This window comes from uncultured Albimonas sp. (assembly GCF_963977235.1).
Taxonomy (GTDB): domain Bacteria; phylum Pseudomonadota; class Alphaproteobacteria; order Rhodobacterales; family Rhodobacteraceae; genus Albimonas.
Genome location: NZ_CAXBOD010000006.1, coordinates 83,386 through 102,976 on the forward strand (window position 1 = coordinate 83,386; position 19,591 = coordinate 102,976).

Here is a 19,591-nt window from a genome sequence, read left to right on the forward strand (position 1 = left end):
CGCGGGTCCGAGCCTTCCACGCCCGGGGCCGCGCCGTCCATGGCCGCAGAGCCCGCCGCGGCCCGCCGCCCGGCCCGACCGTCAAACCCCGCCGCCCGACCCGGCCCCCAGGCGGGAGGCCGCGCCGAGCGCAGGCGCCGCGCGCAAGCCTCCGCCGCCCCGGCGGCCCCGGCGGCAGCTCGCGCCGGGGCAAGGCCTGTTGCGTCGCGCAACAGTCTCGCGCTTGTGAGATGCCATCCCGCTGTGTGCGCTTGCAGAATCAATCGTTGCTGGGAGAACTTGATCTGGTTGACGTCACGCTGGGTCCGGGGGGACGCGCGGCGGCTGGGGTCGGGCGAGAGTCGCCTGATCAACTGGTCTTGGGGAAACGTCTTGTCCTTCATCGTTATCGAAACGCGCGCCGTCGGCGTGCGATCGCGGCTGCGCGCCGGTCTGCTCGGCACCTGCTGCGTCGCGGCGCTCGGGCTCTCCGCCGGCGGGGCCTCGGCCCAGAGCCTCGCGAACTGCGAGACCGGCTCAACCACCGACGGCAGCGGGCGAAGCTGCGATATTCCCGAGGGCGCGGCGGTCTCCGGCGCCCAGGTGTTCTACACCGGGCCGCAGGCGCCCAGCAGCGACGACCGCGATGCGATCCAGGCGGGCGCCTATGCCCTGAGCAACCGCGCGATCCTTTCCGGCCCCGCAGCGCCGGGGCAGTTCGCCGTCCTGGGCGTGCAGGCGCGCGGCGGCCAGGGCTCCAACGAGGGCTCCGACGCGGGCGTCAGCGGCGCGGGCGGCGTGGTCACCGTCGAGAACTTCGCCGCCCTGACGCTGACCGACCTGCTGTTCTCGGCCAACAGCGGCGCCGGCGCCGTGCCCGGGATGTGGAGCCGGGACCGGGTGATCTACGGCATTCACGCCGCCGGCATCGGCGGCCAGGGCATCAACGCCAAGTCCCAGACCATCGGCGGCGGCGACGGCGGCCACGGCGGCGCGGGCGGCAACGCCAGCGTCGCCAACCGCGGCGCGATCCTGCTCGGGGCCGGCGCAGCCGACGACGGCGGCCCGCGCGTCGGCGCCATCGGCATCCTGTCCTCCAGCACCGGGGGCGACGGCGGCCAGCGCGACACCACGGCGGGCGAGGATCCCCGCGGCGGCAACGGCGGCGACGCCAAGGTCGTGCAGGTGACGAACGTCGCCTCGATCCAGGTCTGCGGCGCCACCGTCGAGGGTTGCGAGACGGGCGACCGCGCGCTGCGCGACGTGGCGGCCGGCATCTTTGCCCAGAGCATGGGCGGCCGCGGCGCGAACCCGACCTCCAGCGGCGGCAACGGCGGCCTCGTCGACGTCCGCAATGAGGGCGACATCACCGTCAACGCGCTGGTCGAGCGGGACGGTGGCGCCTGGGGCATCTATGCCGCGAGCCAGGCCGGCTACGCCTCGATCGACTCGGTCTCCAACGGCGTGCCCGGCGGCGCCGGCGGCGACTCGAAGAAGGTCACGGTCGGGCATGACGGCGCGATCGTCCTGCGGGCCGGCGACTTCGACGCGCCCCAGGCGCAGACCATCGACCGCGCCTGCGTCGACGGCGCGAACTGCGCGGCCGACGCGCACCCCGCCTTCGTGAGCCAGTCCGCAGGGATCCTCGCGGCCACCTACGGCGCGGCCGCGGGCGCGTCGAAGGACGGAATCTCGGGCCAGAACGGCGGCAAGGGCGGCGACGCGAGCGTCAGCGAGTCCGGCGAGGCGTTCGAGGTCTCGGGGGTCGCGCTGGCCGACAACGCCTCGGTCGACGTGGCCGGCGACAACGTCATCGGCGTGGGGGTCTTCGCGCAGGGCGGCCTCGGCGGGCTGGGCAACTCGACCAACTCCTTCGGGGGCGACGGCGGCGACGCGGGCGACCTCGAGGTCTCGCTCGGCGCCGGGTCGAGCATCGCGACCGACGGCGAGAACGCGGTCGGCCTGATCCTTTACGCCAAGGGCGGCGCGGGGGGCGGCGTGCGCGCGCCCGGCGGGCTGGTCGACTTCAACGACGACTCCGCCGGCCAGGGCGGCGACTCGGGCCTGTTGACCCTGAAGGGGCCGGGCGCGGGCGCCGAGGCCGCGCGCATCTCCACCCGCGGCGACCGCGCCCTGGGCGTGGCGCTGCAATCGCTGGCCGGCGGCGGCGGCTCGGCCGACGCGGATTATTCGATCATCGACACCGGCTCGACCAACGGCGGCGCGGCCGGCGTCTCGGGCGGGGTCGACGTCTCGGGGCGGTTCGACATCTTCACCTCCGGGCAGGGCGCGCACGGGATGCTGCTGCAGTCGATCTCCGGGGGCGGCGGGTCGCTGACCTCGGACAACGGCTTCGTCGCCGTCTCCGGCGGCGGCGGCAGCGAGGGCGCCGAGGGCGGCACGGTCCGCTTCGTCAGCGAAGGCGGGCGGATCGACACCGCGCAGACGGCCTCGATGGGCCTGGTGGCGCAGTCGATCGGCGGCGGCGGCGGCGACGTGATCGGCGAACCGTCGCTGAGCATCGTGACCGTGGGCGGCCAGGGGGGGCCGGGCGGCGCCGGCGGGCTGGTCGACCTGACGTTCAACGACGGAACCGTGACGACGACGGCGGGCGACTATTCCTTCGGCCTGGTCGCCCAGTCGATCGGCGGGGGCGGGGGCAACGGCGGCAACGTCTTCAGCATCGACGTGGTCCTGCCCGCCACCGCCGTGGGCGGCGACGGCGGGGTGGGCGGCGGCGCCGGGCGGGTGAACTTCTTCACCGGCGCGAACGCGGCCGGCGACCGGCACCTGGTCTCGACGCTGGGCGGCAACGCGCACGGGGTGCTGCTGCAGGCCATCGGCGGCGGCGGCGGCACGGGCGGGGACGCGCGCTCGACCAGCCTGGGGCTGATCGCGCTGACCTCGGTCGCCATGGCCGGCGGCGGCGACAGCGGCGGCGCGGGGGGCCTGATCGAGGGAACCCTGCGCGCCACCGACATCGTCACCTCGGGCAGCCACGCGCGCGGCCTGATCGCCCATTCGGTGGGCGGGGGCGGCGGCGCGGGCGGCGCGGCCAACAGCCTCGACGTCAACTTCGGCCTCGCGACCGCGGTCGGGGTCGGCGGCAAGGGCGGCGACGGCGGCGCGGGCGGCGCCATCTCGATCGACCTGACCGACGTGTCGATCGCCACGGGGGTCGAGCGGCCGGACTCGGACTCGGACTCCGACCCCGAGTCCGACCCCGAGAGCGACTACGTGGCCAACAACCACGGCATCGTCGTCCAGTCGATCGGCGGCGGCGGCGGAACCGGCGGCTCGGCCGACGCGCTGGCCTATGCGCTGGACCTGCCGATCCCCGAGGCCGACGTCCAGATCGCGATGGCCGGCGCCGCGAGCGTGGGCGGAACCGGCGGAACCGGCGGCGACGGCGGGGCGGTCGGCCTCTCGCTGACCGACACGAGCGTCAGCACGCGGGGCGACGGCGCCCACGGCATCCTCGCGCACTCGGTGGGCGGGGGCGGCGGCGACGGCGGCGACAGCAGCTCGCTGGCCGTGGGCTCCCTGCTGCTCAACAAGCTCCTCGAGCTGGTCCCCGGCGAAGGCGAGGGCGGCGAGGAGGAGGCCGGCGGGATCAAGATCAACGTCTCGGTCGCGGTCTCGGTCGGCGGCCAGGGCGCGAGCAGCGGCGCGGGCGGCGACGTGGACCTGACGCTCGACGGGACCACCCTGGTCGAGACCTTCGGGCTGAACTCCAACGCGGCCATGGCGCAGAGCGTCTCCAACGGCGGCGGCAACGGCGGCGTGGCGGGCGCCTCGACCAACAAGTTCGGGGAGGGGTCGGGCGTCAAGACCGCGATCAGCGTCGGCGGCATGGGCGGCAACGCCGCCGAGACCGCCGGCGACCTCCATGTCCGGCTGGGCGAGGACACGGTCCTGCGCACCCATGCCGAAGGCTCCCGCGGGCTGATGATGCAGACCGTCGGCGGCGGCGGCGGCGCCTCGCAGAGCGCGTCGGTCTCGTTCTCCTCGAAGCTGACCGACGCCATCGCCCAGAAGCTGGGCGGCGTGAAGGCGCCCCGGCTGAGCGTGGGCGTGGGCATGACCGGCGGCGCGGGCGGCGCCGGCGGCGACATCGGCGCGCTGGAGCTCGACGGCGGGATCGAGACCTTCGGCGCCGACGCCGACGGCGTGCTGGTGCAGACCATCGGCGGCGGCGGCGGCATGGGCGGCGGTTTCGGCGGCGGCGGCACGGACGAGGACGGCGACCGCTCGCTGCTCGACTTCGGGCTGGAGCTGAAGGAGATCAAGGAGCAGATCGAGCGCCCCTGGGCGCTGAACGTCAACGTCGGCGGCCGCGGCGGCCTGGGCGGGAACGGCGGCGAGTTCGCCGTCGTCGGGACCGAGACCGACGCCTGGCGGATGCCCACGCTCGACGGCGCGGTGATCACCCATGGCGACTATTCCGACGGGGTGGTGCTGCAATCCATCGGTGGCGGCGGCGGCGTCGGCGGCGGCGCGGTGCCCCACGATTCCATCGGCGTGCTGGACCTGTCGCTCCGCCTGGGCGGCACGGGCGGCGACGGCGGCGCCGGCGGGAACGTTGGCTTCCGCCTGGGCGAGGACGCGGCGGTCTCGACCGCGGGCTTCGGGGCGCATGGCGTGGTGCTGCAATCCATCGGCGGCGGCGGCGGCATGGGCGGCTCCGCCTCGCGGCTGGTGGCCAACCTCGGCATCGAGGCCGAGACCACGGCCCCCAGCAACGGCGATGGCGAGACCTTTACCAACGACGATCCGGCCTTCGACGAGCTGAACCTCGACGAGATCCTCGGCGACGGCGAGGAGCCCCTGGCCGCGGCCGTGGTGCGCCTGGGCGTGGGCGCGAGCGGCCCCGGCGGCGGCGGCGCCAGCGCGGCGCGCGCCGAGGCCAACGGCGAGGGCGGCCTGATCCAGACCACCGGCGGCTCGGCCTTCGGGCTGACGGTGCAGTCGGTCGGCGGCGGCGGCGGCATGGGCGGGGTGGGAACCGCGCCCCTGACCGCGGCCGAGCTTGCCATCGACACGCTCGACCCCGACGACCGGCAGCCCTTCGCCGACGCTTTCAACGCGCTGTTCCGCGGCGCGCATCTCGACTTCATCGCCGGCGGCGACGGCGGCCGGGGCGGCAACGGCGGCGCCGCGGTCGCCCAGGGCGCCTTCACTATCCTGACCGCCGGTCCCCGCAGCCCGGCCCTGCTGGTGCAGTCGGTGGGCGGGGGCGGCGGCGCGGCCGGCGTCGAGGGCGCGCGCCTGCTGCGCAACGGCGCCCAGGGCGCCGTGGGCAACGCCGGCGCCGTCCGGACCCAGCTCGAGGCGGGCACGAAGATCAACACCGACGGGCTCGCCTCTCACGGGTCGATCCTGCAGTCGGTGGCCGGCGGCGGCGGCACGACGCTGGCGACGCTGGCCTACGGCTCGGCGCTGCGCCGCTACGATCCCGATGCGCCGCCCGCCACGAAGCTCGACCTGCTGTTCGAGCTGGCGCTGGGCGCCGGCGACCAGTCCCTGGCGCAGGGCCGGGCGGGATCGGCCGTGTTCATCCTGCGCGACGACATCACCACGCGCGGCGACGGGGCCTATGGGGCCATCGTGCAGTCGATCGGGGGCGGGGGCGGCGTGGTCTCGCTGACGCCGGCCGAGATCGACCGGGCGACCACCACCTCGCTGTCCTCTGGCGAGGTCGTGATGGGCTCTGCCGCGCAGTGCCAGGTCGGGACCGCCTGCGGCGGCGCCGACCGGTTCGACGTGACGCTCGGCGAGGACTCGTTCATCACCACGCTCGGCGCAGGCTCGCGCGGGGTTGTGGCCCAGAGCGTGCAGTCGGGCGGGGGCGTGGCCACCGGCTTCGAGCTGCTCGAGCGCGCCACCGCCGGCGAGAGCGCGAACCTCATCCGCGAGATCTCGATCCTGGGCGCCAACGCCTTCCCCGACGCCCTGCCCGTCGATGCGAGCTTCGTGGCCGACGGCGACATCCAGACGCTCGGCGCGGACGCCGACGGGGTCGTGATGCAGGCGATCGCCGGGGGCGGCGGCGTGATCGGGGGCGCAGGCGGCGCCTCCTGGACCTACGACGAGGACAAGGACAAACGTCAGCCGCCCGCGCCGGTGAGCCATGTCACCGACCCGAATTCCTACATCATGAGCATCGACCTGGGTCAGTCGACGGCCCAGGCCGGGATCCAGAACCTGGGCGTCACCGCCGAGCTGGGCGGCGCCATCCGCACCTGGGGCGACTATGCCGAGGCGGCGATCGTGCAGTCGATCTCGGGCGGCGGCGGCGTCGCGGGGCTGAGCCACGATCAGACCTCGGATTCCACGGCCTCGGTCTCGGTGCGCGTGGGCGGCTCGGGGACGAGCTCGGCCGGGGCGGCGGACCGGCAGCGGGCCCAGGGGCTCGACGCCAATGCGGCCGCCGGCGGGATCGCGGCGACGCTGACCGGCGACTTCGTCACCTCCGGCTGGGGCGCCAACGGCGTGGTCCTGCAGGAGATCATGGGCGGCGGCGGCATCGCGGCCGTAGGCTCGACCACGGTGCGGGCCGTCGCGAACAACGGCCAGCACGGGCTGCTGGTGGGCGGCGACTATGGCGGGACCTTCGGCTCGGCCGCGCTTGCGGCCACGATGAACGAGGGCGCGCGGATCCGCACCGCGGGCGCCGGCGCGACCGGCCTGCTGGCGCAGAACATCGTGGGCGGCGGCGGCGTCGGCGCCCTGGGGAACGCGATCCCGATCAAGTTCGGGCAGGCGCAGGGGGTGGTCGAGGCACGCCTCGGCGGCTCCAATTCCACCGGCCAGGCCAACGGGAACGGCGAGACCATCGCAGCCCCCGGCGTCGTGACCCTCGAGATCGGGGACGCGATCCTGGTGACGCGGGGCATCGGCGCCTCGGCGCTGCTGGCCCAGTCGATCGGCGGGGGCGGCGGGCTGGCCCTGCTGCCGGCGCCCTGGATGTCGCGCGCCACGCTGGGCGCTTCGGGCGGCGGCACGTCCTACGGCGGGGCGATCGGCCTCGAGATGGGCGTCGACGCGGCCGGTCCCTCGCTGGTGCAGACCGCCGGCAATCTGTCGCGCGGGGTTACGGCGCAGTCGATCTCGGGCGGGGGCGGCCAGCTCTCGGCCCCGTCGTTCGACGCAGACTGGGCCGACAGCTCCCTGCCGGTGCAACTGGGCGCGACCGGCGCCGCGACCGGCTGGAGCGACACCGTGGACGTGCTGTTCGGCGGCGCCATCGCCACCGCGGGCGACCATGCCGACGGGCTGGCGGCGCAGTCCATCGCCGGCGGCGGCGGCATCGCCGACCTCGGCAAGACCTACCGGGGCGGCGAGCCCGACGTGTACATGACCCTCGGCCAGACCCAGGGCGGCGGCAAGGCGGGCGCGGTCCGGCTTCGCCACACCGGGCGGGGCGAGGATGGCGGCGCCATCTTCACCCTGGGCGAGGGCGCCTACGGGATGCTCGCGCAGTCGATCGGCGGCGGCGGGGGCCTTGCGACCTTCTCCGACCTGGCCGGCGGCGCCCGCCTGAGCCTGGGCTCGACCAGCACCAGCGGCGACGACCGCGCCTCGGGCACGGTCCGGATCGTTCCCGAAACCATTTCCCAGAGCACCAGCGGGACGGTGACCAGCTCGCTGGGCCAGGTCCTCACCCAGGGAGATGACGCCCACGCCATCGTGGCCCAGTCGATCTCGGGCGGCGGCGGCGTGGCGCGGCTCGGCGAAGCCAGCGGCAGCCTGGCGCTGCAACTGGGCGGCCATGGCGGCGACGGGGCCAACGAGTCCGGGGAGACGACCGTCGAGATGAACGGCCGCGTGGTCACCACCGGCGACCGGGCCATCGGCGTCGTCGCCCAGTCGATCTCGGGCGGCGGCGGGCTCGCCACGACCGGGGGGGCGAACGTCTCCGACCTGCGTCTCGGCGGGCTCCAGGGCTATGTCGGAGTCGCCGAGGCGGGCGACGTCAGCGTCACCCTGGGCGCGCCTGAGAGCTGCTCGCTGAAGGCGCTCGACACCTGCGCGATGACCTTCGGCGAGGGCGCCCACGGCATCGTCGCCCAGTCCATCGCCGGCGGCGGCGGCATCGGCGGCGACATCTCGCTCGCGAAGGGGCTGAGGCTGGTCAACAACCACGTCGGCGGCCTGCCCGACACCTCGATCGAGCGGATGTACGGCGCCGGCGACGCCGGCCGCGTCGGCGTCTTCGTGGACGCGCCCCTGATCACCCACGGCGACGGCGCCTACGGCGTCATCGCGCAGTCGCTGGGCGGCGGCGGCGGCCTGGGCGGCGGCGGCGCGGCCGGCGGCTTTGCGGGGCTCAACACCACGGGCAGCGTGGGCAAGGGAAACAGCATCACCTTCATCATGGACTCGACGACCATGGTGGCGGCCAACGGCGTCAGCAGCACCGCGGTGTTCCTGCAGAGCCTGGGCGGCGGCAACGGCCGGGGCCTCGAGAACGTGTTCATCGACGCCTATGTCGGCGGCCTGGTGCAGGGCGGCTCGGGCGACTCGGCCTACGGCATCCTGATGCACGGCGGGGGCGAGAGGAACACGATCCGGGTCTACTCCCGCGGCACGGTCACCGCGCTGTCGGGCGAGGCGATCCGCTATGTCAGCCGCGACGACCTCTACGATTCGCATGTCTCGATCGAGAACTACGGCGTCATCGACGGAACGATCTCCTTCGTCAGAGGCGCCTTCGTGACTGAGGAAGACGGGTCGGAGTTCGGCCCGGACGGTCAGGAGCAGTCCGGCGCCTCGGCGCGCGGGGCGATCTCGGCCGCCGCGCGGCGCCCCGTGGCGCTGGCGGTTCGGCCGACGCCGCTCCAGGGCATCGACCTGATCAACCATCGCGGCGGCGTGCTGATGGGGGCCGAGCGCTACGACGCCGACGTCCTCAACCGCGGGCTGCTGGTGGCGGGCGATTCCAACGACCACTCCGAGCTCGCCATCTCCGGCGATTTCGAGATGGGTCCGCGGGCGGTGCTGGCCGTCGACGCCAACCCGATGCGGGCGAAGGGCGACCTGATCTCGGTGGGCGGCGACGCGCGGCTGGACGGCGAGATGGCCTTCGCCGCCCGCTCCCTGATCGGGGGGGCCGAGCATCGCGTGATGGAGGTCGAGGGCGACATCTCGGGCGCCTTCGACCGGGTCGCGGGGGCCCTGTTCCGCTTCGAGCAGACGATCGAGAACGGCGGCCTGACCCTGCGCGCCAGCGGCATCGAGATCGAGCGCCAGCCCGGCGTCGAGGGCCAGGAGGCCGCCGCCGCCCGCTACCTCGAGCGGCTGTTCCTGTCGGGCGAGCGCGACTTCGCCCGGTTCTTCGGGCGGCTGGAGGCGGCGGCGGCCGGTGGCGCGCTGCTCCCGGCGCTGTCGGGGATGACGATGGGCGCCTCGCTGGCCGGCGAGGCCGCGACCTTCGAGCTCGCCCGCGACCGCTTCGACGCGCTGCTCGACTGCGGGACCGGGGGGCGCTCCGTCTCCTGGGGCGGCGAGGGCGCGGGCTGCCTGACGATGCTGGGCGCCGGGCGGGACCTGTCGCAGGACGGGAACGGCGCCGCGGCGGGCTATGATGGCCAGGCCTGGACCGCGGGCTTTGCCGGCTCGATGCAGGTCGCGCCGGGGTGGCGGGTCTCCGGCGCGCTGGGCTGGGAGACGCTGAACCTCTCCGAGCAGGGCGGCGGGTCCTCGGTCGACGGGACCTCGGGCTTCCTCGGCGCGGGGGTCACCCGGCAGATGGGGGCGCTGGCGCTGAGCGCCGCCGCCACCGCGGGCTGGTCGGAGTTCGACACCTCCCGCGGCGCCGGGATCCTGGCGCCCGGCGGGGCCGAGGCCGAGCACGGGGCGCTGAGCCTCGGGGCCCGGCTGCGGGCGGACTGGACGCAGGAGCTGGACGGAGGCTGGCTGCGGCCCTCGCTCGATCTCGACCTGATCCACGTGGCGGCCGAGGGCTACACGGAGACCGGCGCCGGGCGGCGCTCGCTGCGGGTCGAGGACAGCGACGCCACCGCCTTCGTGCTGACCCCCGCGATCGAGGCCGGCCTGCGCCGCGACCTCGGCGACAATCTGGGCCTGCGGGCCTGGGCGCGGGTCGGGGTCAGCCTGTCGAGCCTCGACAGCTACGAGGCCACCGCGCGCTTTGCCAACGACGCCACCGGGGTTCCCGGCTTCGTCAACGGCGCGGCGCAGTCGCAGGCGGTGGGGCGGATCGGGCTGGGCGCCTCGCTGCAGGCCGGCGAGCGGGTGGACGTGGGCCTCGGTTACGAGGGCGCCTTCGCCGACGGCTACACCGGCCACACCGGCCGGGCGAGCGTCACCGTCCGCTTCTGATTCCGCGCCCGTCCGCCCGCCCGCCCGGCCGCCCGGCCGGGCGGGCGCTGAGCCTCCGACTTCCGGATCCGGCATCGACCCCGCCCCGCCGCTCGCCCGAGCGGCGGGGCGCGCTATCTCGCCCCCTGCCCCGGGACGCTGCGCCGCAGCGCAACATTCTTTACATTTGTAAAACAGTCGGCCATATCCCGTCCATGGACCCCAGACGCTGCCGCAGCCGAGCCCGCCTCCAGGACGCCCTGCGCGAGATGCTGCGCGAGGGGCCGGCCGCCGAGGTTCGCATCGACGACCTGTGCCGGCGCGCGCAGGTCACCCGGCCGACGTTCTACGCCAACTACGGCTCGGTCCAGGCGATGCTCGAGGCCTGGCTCGACACGCTGCTCGCGGGGATGCTCGCGCGGTTGAACGCGGTGGCGGCCGCGCGCGCCGATCCGCCGACGGCCGCCTGGATGCACGCCAGCACCCGCGACTTCCTGCTGTGGTTTCTGGCCCATGTCGGCCATGACGAGCCGCGGCTGCGCTCGCTGCTCAGCGAAAGCCCCGCCGCGGCGGTCGAGAGCCGGATGGTGGCCTTCCTGCTCGGCGGCGCGATCCAGGTGCTGCCGCTGCGCCCGCTCGACCCCGCCGCGCCGCCGGGGCCCGAGCGGGACGTCAACGCCCGCTTCTTCTGCGGCGCGTTCCTGGCCACCGTGCGCCTGTGGCTGGAGCTGCCCGCCGACCTCGATCCCGCCCCCCTGGCGACCCGCTTCGCCGACCTCGCAACCTATGGCCGCGCCGGAGAGCTTGGTCTGAACGAGGCTTCAGCCCCATGATCGCACCCCATCGCTCGCGCCCCCGCCCGACCCGTCGCTCGACCCTCGCGCGACGCGCGCTGGCGCTAGTCGCGCTCGCCGCCGCCGCGCTGGCGCCGCTCGTCCCCGCGGCGCAGGAGGCCGCGGCCCCCGCGCCCGAAACCCTGCGCCCGGCCAAGCTGATGCGCCTCGGCGAACGCTCCGCGCCGGTCGAGCGGGTGTTCTACGGCCGCGTCACCGCCCGCGCGACGGTGGACATGGCCTTCCAGGCCTCGGGCCAGCTGCTGCGCCTGCCGGTCGAGGAGGGCGCGCGCGTGGACAGGGGCGCGCTGCTTGGCCAGCTCGACCTCGGCCCGTTCGAGCGGGCCGAACGCCGCGCGAGCGCCGAGCTGAACCGTGTGCGCACCGACCTGAACCGGCTGCAGAACCTCGGCTCGGACGTGGTCCCCCAGACCCGGATCGACGACACCTCGACCCAGCTGGAACTCGCCGAAGTGCAGCATGAGCAGGCGCTCTACGACCTCGAACACGCCACCCTGACCGCGCCGTTCGACGCGCTGATCGCCAGTCGCCAGGCGGAGGTCTACGCCACCGTCTCCGCCGGCCAGCCGGTGGTTCGCCTGCATGACATGAGCGAGCTTCAGGTCGAGGTCGAGGCGCCCGAGATCCTGTTCCGCCGCGTCGGCGGCGCCGCAGAGGTCGAGGCCCGCGCCCGCATCGCCGGCGCTCCCGAAAGCTGGCGCCTGACCCTGCGCGAGCTGAAGACCGAGACCGGAGACCGCGGCCAGACCTACACCGTCACCTTCGCCTTCGCCGATCCGCCGCCGGCCTTCCTGCTGCCCGGGGCTTCGGTCTCGGTCAGCGCGCGCCTGCGCACGCCCGACCCCGACGCGCCCCCCGCAGCGCCGGCCGCAGCGCTGCGCTACGACGCCGCCGGCGAGCCCCAGGTGCTGGTCTTCGAGCCTGACGCCCAGGACCCCGACGCGGGCGTGGTGCGCGCCGCGCCGGTGACGGTCGAGGTCGCCTCGGACGGCGCGCTGCGCATGAGCGAGGGGCCCGGGCGGGGGACCGAGATCGTCGCCTCGGGCGCCTCGCAGCTCGAGGACGGGATGCGGGTGCGCCGCTGGACCGGCCTCGCGACCGGGAGAGCGGCGCGATGAACCTGGCCCGACGCTCGATCGACGCGGCCCTGCTGACCTGGATCCTGATGCTGGGCTGCCTGGCGGGCGGGGTCTGGGGCTACGCCACCATGGGCCGGCTCGAGGATCCGGCCTTCACCATCAAGCAGGCGGTGGTGACCACGGCCTATCCCGGCGCCTCGGCCGAGCAGGTGGCGCTGGAGGTGTCCGAGCCGCTGGAATCGGCCATCCAGCAGATGTCCCAGCTCGACCTGCTGACCTCGTCCAACAAGCCGGGCGTGTCGCGCATCTCGGTCGAGATCAAGCCGACCTACCGCGGCGAGGAGCTGCCCCAGATCTGGGACGAGCTGCGCAACCGGGTCAACGATGCCCGCGCCGACCTGCCCGACGGCGCCGCCGCCCCGCGGGTCAACGACCGGTTCGGCGACGTCTACGGCCTGTTCTACGCCGTCGCCGCGCCCGGCTTCGAGGACGCCGAGATCCACGAGATCTCCCAGTTCCTGCGGCGCGAGCTGCTCACGGTCGAGGGCGTCTCGGACGTCTCGCTGGCGGGGCTGCCCGAGGAGGCGGTGTTCGTCATGCCCGACATGGCGATCCTGTCGAACCTGGGCGTCTCGCCCGCCGCCATCGTCGGCCAGATCCAGGCGACGGCCGAGGTCTCGCAGGCGGGATCCGTCGCCTCCGGGCGGCGCCGCCTGACGGTGGACGTCCCCCAGGGAACCGACGGCGTGCAGGCGCTGGCCGAGCTGACGGTGGGCGTCGGCGGCGAGGTGCTGCACCTGACCGACATCGCAGAGGTCGCCCGCGGCCGCATCGAGACCCCCCGCCAGATCATCCGCTTCAACGGGCGGGAGGCGTTCACGCTGGGCGTCGCCGGCCTCGCCTCGGAGAACATCGTCGAGGTCGGGGCCCGGGTCGAGGCGAAGCTCGACGCCCTGCGCGCCGACCTGCCCTTCGGGGTGGAGCTGCATCCGATCTACCAGCAGCACGAGGTGGTCGACGCCTCCTCCTCGGCGTTCCTTGCGAACCTCGCGGCCTCGGTGGCGATCGTGATCGTGGTGCTGGCGCTGTTCATGGGCTGGCGCGCGGCGGTGGTGGTGGGCGCGACCCTGCTGCTGACCGTGGTCGGCACGCTGTTCTTCATGGCGCTGGCCGGAATCGAGATGGAGCGGATCTCGCTCGGCGCGCTGATCATCGCCATGGGCATGCTGGTCGACAACGCCATCGTGGTGGCCGAGGGCATGCAGATGAAGATGCAGGCGGGGCGCAGTTCGCGCGAGGCGGCCGACGAGGCGGCGGGGCGCGTGCAGATCCCGCTGCTGGGCGCGACCGTGATCGGCATCATGGCCTTCGCGGGCATCGGCCTGTCGCCCGATTCCACGGGCGAGTTCCTGTTCTCGCTGTTTGCGGTGGTGGGCATCTCGCTGCTGCTGTCCTGGGTGCTGGCGCTGACCGCCACGCCGCTGCTGGCGCATCTGGTGTTCAGGCGCGGCGAGGCGGAGGACACGGCCGCCTACGACGGCGCGGTGTTCTCGGCCTATCGCCGGGTGCTGCGCGGCGCGCTGGCCTGGCGGCGCACGGTTCTGGCCGCGCTCGTCGCGATCACGGCGGTCTGCTGGTGGGGCTTTGGCCAGGTCGAACAGCAGTTCTTCCCCGATTCCGACGCGCCGCTCTTCTACGCCCACTACAAGCTCCCCCAGGGCGCCGACATCCGCCAGGTGGCCGAGGATCTCTCGGCCGCCGAGGACTGGCTGCTGGCGCGCGAGGACGTGGTCTCGGTCTCGACCTTCGTGGGCGGGGGGGCGACGCGCTTCATGCTGACCTATTCGCCCGAGGAGTCCCTGCCCAGCTACGGCCAGCTGATCGTCCGCACCGCCTCGACCGAGGGCATCCCGCGGGTCCGCGGCGCGCTGGACGCCTTCGCGGCCGAGGCCCTGCCCGAGGGCGAGTTCCGCACCGAGCGTCTGGCCTTCGGACCCGGCGGCGGCGCCCCGATCCAGGCCCGGTTCTCGGGCCGCGACCCGCAGGTGCTGCGCCGCCTGTCGGAGGAGGCGATCGCGGTCCTGCGCGCCCAGGACGCCGGCCTCGAAAGCCTGCGCACCGACTGGCGGGAGCTGGCGCCGGCGATCGTGCCGCTCTACGCCACCGACCGCGCGCAGGCGGCAGGGGTCAGCCGCGGCGACCTCGCCGACGCGGCGCTGATGGCGACCGAGGGGATGCGCGTGGCCGTCTATCAGGAGCGGGACCGCCGCATCCCCATCGTGCTGCGCGCCCGCGGCTTCGAGGAGGGCGCCGACATGGCCGGCCAGCTGGTCTGGTCGGAGGCGGCGGGCGACTTCATCCCCTTCGCCCAGCTGGTCGACGGCTGGCGGCTCGACCCGCGCGAGACCCTGCTCCAGCGCCGCGACCGGGTGCCCACGATCACCGTCGAGGCCAGCGTCGCCCCCGGCCTGAACACCGCCGCCGCGTTCGAACGGGTGCGCCCCGCGCTCGAGTCCATGGCCCTGCCCGCGGGCTACCGGCTGGAATGGGGGGGCGAATACGAGGACAGCCGCGACGCGCAGGCGAGCTTGGGCCAGCAGCTGCCGTTGTCGCTGCTGGTGATGGTGCTGATCTCGATCTTCCTGTTCGGCCGCCTGCGCCAGCCGCTGATCGTGTGGCTGCTGGCGCCGATGGCGGTGAACGGGGTGGCGATGGGGCTGCTGGGCACGGGGCTGCCGTTCAGCTTCACCGCCCTGCTGGGGCTGCTGTCGCTGTCGGGGATGCTGCTCAAGAACGGCATCGTGCTGGTCGAGGAGATCGACCTGGTGCGCGCCGAGGGCCTGCCCTTCCGCGAGGCGATCGTCGAGGCTTCGACCTCGCGTCTGCGTCCCGTGGCGCTGGCCGCCGTGACCACGATCCTGGGCATGGCGCCGCTGCTGCCCGACCCGTTCTTCGCCTCGATGTCGATCACAATCATGGGGGGCCTGGCCTTCGCCACGGTCCTCACCCTGGTCGCCGCCCCGGTCCTCTACCTGGTGCTGGTCCCCGACGACGGCGAAGGCGGCCGCAAGGCCGTCTGAGGGCGTGCGCCCCGACCACTGGCCGGGGCGCAGCCGTCTGAAGGGGCGCGCCCCGGCCTGTGGCCGGGGCGGGGCCGTCTGAAGAGGGGCGCCCCGGCCTGTGGCCGGGGCGCCCGGGATCACTCGCCCTTGCCGCGGGCGCGCAGCGCCTCGCGCCGGGCCTCGACCACCTCGCCGGCGGCGTAGCGCTGGTCGGCAAGGCCCGACATCACCGAAACGAGGCAGGAGTCGCGCAGCGCCTCGAACTCGCGCAGCGAGGTCCCGCCGGCCTGGTCGTCGGACTGGGTGGCGACCGCGTCGATCAGCTCCTCGGTCAGCTCGGGCGCCTCCAGCTTCGTCCAGGGCAGCTTCAGGGCCGGGCCGAACTGGGCGAGGAAATGGCGCATCCCGTCCTCGCCCCCCGCCAGCCGGTAGGTCAGGAACGTGCCCATGAACGACCAGCGCAGGCCGGCGCCGTAGCGCACCGCATCGTCGATCTCCTCGACCGTCGCGACCCCGTCGTTGACCAGCCACAGCGCCTCGCGCCACAGGGCCTCGAGCAGGCGGTCGGCGATGAAGCCGTCGATCTCCTTGCGCACCCTAAGCGGCTTCATGCCGATCGAGGCGTAGATCCCGGCCGCCGTCTCGCAGGCGGCCTCCGAGGTCTTCTCGCCCCCGCAGATCTCGACCAGCGGCAGCAGGTAGACCGGGTTGAACGGGTGCCCGACGACCAGCCGCTCGGGGCGCGCCATGCCGAGCTGAAGCCGAGAGGGCAGAAGGCCGGAGGTCGAGGAGCCGATCACCGTCTCGGCCGGCGCGGCGGCGTCGATCTCGGCCAGAACCCGGATCTTGAGGTCCTCGCGCTCGGGCAGGCTCTCCTGGATGAAGTCGGCGCCGGCGACGGCCTCGGCGAGGGTCGCGGAGTAGACAATCTCGCCCTCGGCCGGCAGGGGGGCGCCCTTCATCAGCTCGGCCTGCGCCGTGCGGGCGTTCTTGAGGACCTCCTCGGTCTTGCGGGCGATTTCGGGGTCGGGATCGAACAGGCGCACGTTCCAGCCGTCGAGCAGGAAGCGCGCGGCCCAGCCGGCGCCGATGACGCCGCCGCCGACCAGCGCTGCGGTTCGGGGCGCTGCGGTCTTGCGGTCAGTCATGTTTCACCAGCTTCAGTTTCTCGCGCACCTCGGCGGGGCCCATGACGCGGGCGCCCATGCCCTCGACGACGCCCCGCGCCCGCTCGACGAGCTGGGCGTTGGTCGCCTTCACACCCTTGTCGAGCCAGAGGTTGTCCTCGAGCCCCACCCGCACGTTGCCCCCCGCAAGCGCGGCCATCGCCGCATAGGGAAGCTGGTCGCGCCCGATGGAGAAGGCCGAGAACTGCGCCCCCGCCGGCAGGTTGTGGACCAGCGACATCAGGGTCAGCGGATCGTTGGGCGCGCCGTAGGGGATGCCCATGCACAGCTGGATCAGGAGGGGGTCGTCGAGCAGCCCCTCGCGCTGCAGCTCCTTGACGAAGACCAGGTGGCCGGCGTCGAAGACCTCCAGCTCCGGCCGCACGCCCAGCGCCTGCACCTGGCGGGCCATCGCCCGCAGGGTCGAGGGCGTGTTGGTCATCACATAGTCGCCCAGCGCGAAGTTCATCGTGCCGCAGTCGAGGGTGCAGATTTCCGGGCGCAGCTTCGCGACATGCTCCAGCCGCTCGGTCGGGCCGACCATGTCGGTGCCGGCGGGGTCGAGCGGCAGCGGGGTCTCGCCCGAGCCGAAGACCACGTCGCCGCCCATGCCGGCGGTGAGGTTGATGATCACGTCGACGTCCGAGGCGCGGATGCGGGCCACGACCTCCTCATAGAGCTCCAGCCGGCGGGCGGCCTGGCCGGTCTCGGGGTCGCGGACGTGGATGTGGGCCACCGCGGCGCCGGCGCGGGCGGCCGCGATCGAGGCCTCGGCGATCTGCTCGGGGGTCACCGGGACGTGGGGGCTCTTGCCCGCCGTGTCGCCGCCGCCGGTGACGGCGCAGGTGATGAAGACGTCGCGGTTCATGGACATCGCGCCTCTCGGTCAGGGAAAGGAAGTCGGCGCTTGTGCGCCGTCAACGACACCCTCGCGGCTTTCGACGACGCCTGCCTCGCGTCGCGCGACAGAGAGTTGTCGCAGAACGACGGAGTTGCGGCCCGCGCCCCAAGATTGTCGCTTAAGGCAAACCCAACGTCGCCCTGCGCATGGATAGTCGAATTCCGACCTCTATGATGCCGAAAGCGCCACTGCGACCGACCGATTCCCCGGGGTCGCGGCGGCGGCCCGCGCCGCCTGTCCGTCGCTGGGGACGCACGGGGGGGACGCACGGGCGCCCGGGCCGCGCCGGTCGAGAGCGGAGCCGCAAGGCGCCCGCCCGGCCGGCGCAGACCGGAGCCGACACGACCCGCGAAGCCGCACAGGAGAGACCCGCCGCATGCCCGCCGTCGCCCACGTCCCGCATCCGCGCCCGCCCCGACGGGCCGGCCTTCCCGAGGTCCGGTCATGAGCGGCGGTCTCGCCCGCATGATCGCGGTGCGCATCGGGCTGGGGCTGCTGACGCTGCTGCTGATCTCGGTGCTGATCTTCGGCGCCATGGGCCTGCTGCCGGGCGACGTCGCCGAGGCGATCCTGGGCCAGAACCGCACGCCCGAGACGGTGGCGGCCCTGCGCACGCAGCTGGGCCTCGATCAGCCGGCCTGGGCGCGGTATCTCGACTGGATCGGGGGCATGGTGACGGGCGATTTCGGCAAGTCGCTGGCCTCGGGCCGGCCGGTCGCCGAGCTGATCGGCGGGCGGCTGATCAACACCCTGTCGCTGGCGGCCTACGCGGCGCTGATCTCGGTGCCGATCTCGATCGCGCTGGGGCTGCTGGCGGCGCTGTGGCGCGGGCGGCTGGCCGATCGCGGCATCTCGATCGGGGCGCTGACCGCAATCTCGATGCCCGACTTCTTCGTCGCCTACGTGATGATCTTCTTCTTCGCGGTCAGCTGGGGGGTGCTGCCCTCGCTCGCCGCCGTCACCCCCGACGCGGGGCTGGGCGAGTGGCTCTACCGCGCCACCCTGCCCGCGCTGGCGCTGACGCTGGCGACCTCGGCGCACATGCTGCGGATGACGCGGGCCTCGATCGTCAACGTGCTCGCCTCGCCCTACATCGAGATGGCCCGCCTGAAGGGCCTGACGCCGGGCCGGGTGGTGGTGCGCCACGCCCTGCCCAACGCGCTGGCGCCGATCATCAACGTGGTGGCCGTCAACCTCGCCTTCCTGATCGTGGGCGTCGTGGTGGTCGAGACGGTGTTCGTCTACCCGGGCCTCGGCCAGCTGCTGGTCGACTCGGTCGCGGCCCGCGACGTGCCGGTGGTGCAGGCGGCCTGCCTGATCTTCGCGGCCGCCTACGTATCGCTGAACCTGATCGCCGACGCGCTGGCGATCCTGACCAACCCCCGCCTGAGGACCGCCCGATGACCGCGCTCGCCTCTCTTCGCACGGCGCCGCCGACGGCGCTGTTCGGGCTGGCGGTGCTGACCGCGGTCGCCCTGCTCGCCCTCTTCGCCCCCTTCGCCGCCCCCTACGGGGAGCGCGAGGTCGTCGCCGGCCCGTTCGAGGTGTGGTCCGACGTCCATCTGCTGGGCACCGACAACCTCGGCCGCGACATGCTTTCCCGCCTGATCTGGGGCGCGCGCAACACCATCGGCATGGCGCTGATCACCACGATCATCGCCTTCGTCGCGGGCGCCGCCGCCGGGCTTCTGGCCGGCACGCTGGGCGGCTGGGCCGACCGGCTGCTGGCCTGGATCGTGGACGTGATCATGGCCATGCCCTCGCTGATCCTGGCGCTTCTGCTGCTGTCGATCTTCGGGCCCTCGACCGGGATACTGATCGGCATCATCGCGGCCATCGAGGCGACGCGCGTGTTCCGCCTGTCGCGCGCGGTGGCGATGAACATCACCGTGATGGAATACCTCGACGCCGCCCGCCTGCGCGGCGAGAGCATCGCCTCGATCCTGTGGCGCGAGGTGCTGCCCAACGCCTCCGCCCCCCTGGTGGCCGAGTTCGGACTGCGCTTCTGCTTCGTGTTCCTGTTCGTCTCCTCGCTGTCGTTCCTGGGCCTCGGCATCCAGCCGCCGACGGCGGACTGGGGCTCGATGGTGCGCGACAACGCCACCCTGATCACCTACGGCGACGTCACCCCCCTGCTGCCGGCCGCGGCCATCGCGCTGGTCACCGTCTCGGTGAACCTGGTGGTGGACTGGGTGCTGCACCGCTCCTCCGGCCTGAAGGACTGATG

The 19,591-nt window shown here is 73.9% G+C and carries 8 protein-coding genes; 6 read left to right on the plus strand and 2 right to left on the minus strand.

Translation table 11 applies throughout. The annotated features are described in order from the left end of the window. Nucleotides 1-372: 372 nt before the first annotated feature. The 4 genes from AAC134_RS06200 to AAC134_RS06215 all read left to right on the plus strand — a co-directional run bounded on the left by AAC134_RS06200 (nucleotide 373) and on the right by AAC134_RS06215 (nucleotide 15,315). The gene (locus AAC134_RS06200) at nucleotides 373-10,323 is read left to right on the plus strand and encodes an autotransporter outer membrane beta-barrel domain-containing protein (protein WP_339948195.1); all 9,951 of its coding nucleotides are present in this window, start codon (nucleotides 373-375) and stop codon (nucleotides 10,321-10,323) included. A 194-nt stretch (nucleotides 10,324-10,517) separates the two neighbouring features. Next, nucleotides 10,518-11,135 carry a TetR/AcrR family transcriptional regulator gene (locus AAC134_RS06205; protein ID WP_339948196.1) on the plus strand — a complete coding sequence of 206 codons (618 nt, stop codon included), beginning with the start codon at nucleotides 10,518-10,520 and terminating at the stop codon, nucleotides 11,133-11,135. Beyond that, nucleotides 11,132-12,274, plus strand: a complete 1,143-nt coding sequence (locus tag AAC134_RS06210) for an efflux RND transporter periplasmic adaptor subunit (protein ID WP_339948197.1) — start codon at nucleotides 11,132-11,134, stop codon at nucleotides 12,272-12,274. Before AAC134_RS06205 ends, AAC134_RS06210 begins: the two co-directional genes overlap by 4 nt. Next, entirely contained in the window at nucleotides 12,271-15,315 is a 3,045-nt protein-coding gene (locus tag AAC134_RS06215; protein ID WP_339948198.1) for an efflux RND transporter permease subunit, read from the plus strand. The genes AAC134_RS06210 and AAC134_RS06215 overlap by 4 nt, the downstream gene beginning before the upstream one ends. A gap of 119 nt (nucleotides 15,316-15,434) precedes the next feature. On the opposite strand, the gene AAC134_RS06220 is transcribed toward AAC134_RS06215, so the two are convergent. Continuing rightward, nucleotides 15,435-16,445, minus strand: a complete 1,011-nt coding sequence (locus AAC134_RS06220; protein ID WP_339948199.1) for a 3-hydroxyacyl-CoA dehydrogenase NAD-binding domain-containing protein — start codon at nucleotides 16,443-16,445, stop codon at nucleotides 15,435-15,437. Further along, nucleotides 16,438-17,331, minus strand: a complete 894-nt coding sequence (locus tag AAC134_RS06225; RefSeq protein ID WP_339948221.1) for a 3-keto-5-aminohexanoate cleavage protein — start codon at nucleotides 17,329-17,331, stop codon at nucleotides 16,438-16,440. The genes AAC134_RS06220 and AAC134_RS06225 overlap by 8 nt, the downstream gene beginning before the upstream one ends. 477 nt (nucleotides 17,332-17,808) lie before the next feature. On the opposite strand from AAC134_RS06225, the gene AAC134_RS06230 reads away from it, so the two are divergent. Both AAC134_RS06230 and AAC134_RS06235 read left to right on the plus strand, forming a co-directional pair. Then, the gene (locus tag AAC134_RS06230) at nucleotides 17,809-18,768 is read left to right on the plus strand and encodes an ABC transporter permease (protein ID WP_339948200.1); all 960 of its coding nucleotides are present in this window, start codon (nucleotides 17,809-17,811) and stop codon (nucleotides 18,766-18,768) included. Next, nucleotides 18,765-19,589 (plus strand): ABC transporter permease, encoded by an 825-nt coding sequence (locus tag AAC134_RS06235; protein ID WP_339948201.1) that lies wholly within the window; start codon nucleotides 18,765-18,767, stop codon nucleotides 19,587-19,589. Before AAC134_RS06230 ends, AAC134_RS06235 begins: the two co-directional genes overlap by 4 nt. Nucleotides 19,590-19,591: the final 2 nt, after the last annotated feature.